Source organism: Burkholderia sp. MSMB1072 (assembly GCF_001524725.1).
Classification (GTDB): Bacteria; Pseudomonadota; Gammaproteobacteria; order Burkholderiales; family Burkholderiaceae; genus Burkholderia.
Genome location: NZ_LOYC01000053.1, coordinates 1 through 3,653, shown reverse-complemented (window position 1 = coordinate 3,653; position 3,653 = coordinate 1). Strand labels below are relative to the sequence as shown.

Sequence of the window (3,653 nt, the reverse complement as noted above, 5' to 3'; positions counted from 1 at the left end):
TGCCGCAGATCGGCGTCACGCACGACCAGAAGGGCCAGGCGATCGCGATGGTGGTGAACGCGGCCAACAAGGTCGAGCCGCGTCCGCTGAAGACCACCGGCATGCAAGGGCAGAACTGGATCGTCGAAGGCGGTCTGCAGGCGGGCGATCACGTGATCGTGCAAGGCGTCGACAAGGTGCGCCCGGGCGCGACCGTGAAGACGGTCCCCGCGCAGCTCGCCCCGGCGGCCGATGCCGCCTCGGGTGCTGCTGCCCCCGCCGCGCCGGCCGCCGCCGGGTCCGGCGCCGCTGCCGCTTCCGGTGCCGCCGCATCGGGCGCCGCGCCGGCGAGTGCTGCCGCTGCTTCGAGCGCGCAATAACAGGGAGCCTGTTTCATGGCAAAGTTTTTTATCGATCGCCCGATCTTCGCGTGGGTGATCGCCATCATCCTGATGCTGGCCGGGGTTGCGGCGATCTTCACGCTGCCGATCGCGCAGTATCCGACGATCGCGCCGCCATCGATCCAGATCACCGCGAACTACCCGGGCGCTTCCGCGAAGACGGTGGAAGACACGGTGACGCAGGTGATCGAGCAGCAGATGAGCGGTCTCGACAACTTCCTGTACATGTCGTCGACGAGTGACGACTCGGGCAACGCGACGATCACGCTGACCTTCGCGCCGGGCACCAACGCCGACATCGCGCAGGTTCAGGTGCAGAACAAGCTGTCGCTCGCGACGCCGGTTCTGCCGCAGGTCGTGCAGCAGCTCGGTCTGTCGGTCACGAAGTCGAGCAGCAGCTTCCTGCTGGTGCTCGCCTTCAACTCCGAAGACGGCAGCATGAACAAGTACGACCTCGCGAACTTCGTGGCGTCGCACGTGAAGGATCCGATCAGCCGGCTGAACGGCGTCGGTACCGTCACGCTGTTCGGCTCGCAGTACGCGATGCGGATCTGGCTCGACCCGAACCGCCTGACCAACTATGGGCTCACGCCGGTCGACGTCAGCTCCGCGATCACCGCGCAGAACGTGCAGATCGCCGGCGGCCAGATCGGCGGCACGCCGGCCACGCCGGGCACCGTGCTGCAGGCGACGATCACCGAATCGACGCTGCTGCAGACGCCCGAGCAGTTCGGCAACATCCTGCTGAAGGTCAACCAGGACGGCTCGCAGGTTCGCCTGAAGGACGTCGCGCAGATCGGCCTCGGCGGCGAAAACTACAACTTCGACACGAAGTACAACGGTCAGCCGACCGCGGCGCTCGGTATCCAGCTCGCGACCAACGCGAACGCGCTCGCGACCGCGAAGGCCGTGCGCGCGAAGATCGACGAGCTCGCACCGTTCTTCCCGCACGGGCTCGTCGTGAAGTACCCGTACGACACGACGCCGTTCGTGAAGCTGTCGATCGAGGAAGTGGTCAAGACGCTGCTCGAAGGTATCGTGCTCGTGTTCCTCGTGATGTATCTGTTCCTGCAGAACCTGCGGGCGACGATCATCCCGACGATCGCGGTGCCGGTCGTGCTGCTCGGCACGTTCGCGATCATGTCGATGGTAGGCTTCTCGATCAACACGCTGTCGATGTTCGGCCTCGTGCTCGCGATCGGCCTGCTGGTCGACGATGCGATCGTGGTGGTCGAGAACGTCGAGCGCGTGATGGCCGAGGAGGGGCTGTCGCCGAAGGAGGCGACCCGCAAGGCGATGGGCCAGATCACCGGCGCGCTCGTCGGCGTGGCGCTCGTGCTGTCGGCGGTGTTCGTGCCGGTGGCGTTCTCCGGCGGCTCGGTCGGCGCGATCTATCGTCAGTTCTCGCTGACGATCGTGTCGGCGATGGTGCTGTCGGTGCTGGTCGCGTTGATTCTGACGCCCGCACTGTGCGCGACGATCCTCAAGCCGATCCCGCAGGGCCATCACGAAGAGAAGAAGGGCTTCTTCGGCTGGTTCAACCGCACGTTCAACAACAGCCGCGACAAGTACCACGTCGGCGTGCACCACGTGATCAAGCGCTCGGGCCGCTGGCTCATCATCTATCTGGTCGTGATCGTCGCGGTCGGGCTGCTGTTCGTGCGCCTGCCGAAGTCGTTCCTGCCCGATGAAGACCAGGGCCTGATGTTCGTGATCGTGCAGACGCCGTCGGGCTCGACGCAGGAAACGACCGCGAAGACGCTCGCGAACATTTCCGACTACCTGCTGAAGGACGAGAAGGACATCGTCGAATCGGCGTTCACGGTCAACGGCTTCAGCTTCGCGGGCCGCGGCCAGAACTCGGGTCTCGTGTTCGTGCGCCTGAAGGACTACTCGCAGCGTCAGCATGCGAACCAGAAGGTGCAGGCACTGATCGGCCGGATGTTCGGGCGCTACGGGAGCTACAAGGACGCGCTCGTGATTCCGTTCAACCCGCCGTCGATTCCCGAACTCGGCACCGCCGCCGGCTTCGACTTCGAGCTGACGGACAACGCCGGTCTCGGCCACGACGCGCTGATGGCCGCACGTAACCAGTTGCTCGGGATGGCGTCGAAGGATCCGACGCTGCAAGGTGTCCGTCCGAACGGCCTGAACGATACGCCGCAGTACAAGGTCAACATCGACCGCGAGAAGGCGAATGCACTGGGCGTGACGGCGGATGCGATCGACCAGACGTTCTCGATCGCGTGGGCGTCGAAGTACGTGAACAACTTCCTCGACACCGACGGCCGGATCAAGAAGGTGTACGTGCAGGCCGACGCGCCGTTCCGGATGACGCCGGAAGACATGAACATCTGGTACGTGCGCAACGGGTCGGGCGGGATGGTGCCGTTCAGCGCGTTCGCGACCGGTCACTGGACGTACGGTTCGCCGAAGCTCGAGCGCTACAACGGCGTGTCGGCGATGGAAATCCAGGGTCAGGCCGCACCGGGCAAGTCGACCGGCCAGGCGATGGCGGCGATGGAAACGCTCGCGAAGAAACTGCCGGTCGGTATCGGCTATTCGTGGACGGGGCTGTCGTTCCAGGAAATCCAGTCCGGCTCGCAGGCGCCGATCCTGTACGCGATCTCGATCCTCGTCGTGTTCCTGTGTCTCGCGGCGCTGTATGAAAGCTGGTCGATCCCGTTCTCGGTGATCATGGTCGTGCCGCTCGGCGTGATCGGTGCGCTGCTCGCGGCCACGATGCGCGGCCTCGAGAACGACGTGTTCTTCCAGGTGGGCCTGCTGACGACCGTGGGCCTGTCCGCGAAGAACGCGATCCTGATCGTCGAGTTCGCGCGGGAGCTGCAGCAGACGGAGAAGATGGGGCCGATCGAGGCCGCGCTGGAAGCGGCGCGCCTGCGGCTGCGTCCGATCCTGATGACGTCGCTCGCGTTCATTCTCGGCGTGATGCCGCTCGCGATCAGCAACGGCGCCGGTTCGGCGAGCCAGCACGCGATCGGTACGGGCGTGATCGGCGGGATGATCACGGCGACGTTCCTCGCGATCTTCATGATCCCGATGTTCTTCGTGAAGATCCGTGCGATCTTCAGCGGCGAGAAGGAAGACGTCGACGAGGCGCTGCGCCTGGCTCAGGAGCACTCGCACCACGAAGAGAAGCCGGGCAACGGCGACGAAGGCAACAAGGGACAGTGATGATGCAAAAACACGCTTTGACTGCAATCGCAGTCGCGCTCCTTGCCACGGGGTGCACGATGGCGCCGCATTACAAGC

Annotated in this window: 2 protein-coding genes; both read left to right on the top strand. The window is 64.9% G+C overall.

Annotated elements, in window-relative coordinates:
• On the top strand, window positions 1-359 hold a 359-nt coding region (locus WS89_RS24795), incomplete at its 5' end, for an HlyD family secretion protein (protein WP_373557237.1).
• Window positions 360-374: 15 nt separating this feature from the next.
• A complete protein-coding gene (gene bpeB, locus WS89_RS24790) occupies window positions 375-3,575 on the top strand; it encodes an efflux RND transporter permease BpeB (protein ID WP_059794110.1) in 3,201 nt (1,066 codons plus the stop codon).
• Window positions 3,576-3,653: the final 78 nt, after the last annotated feature.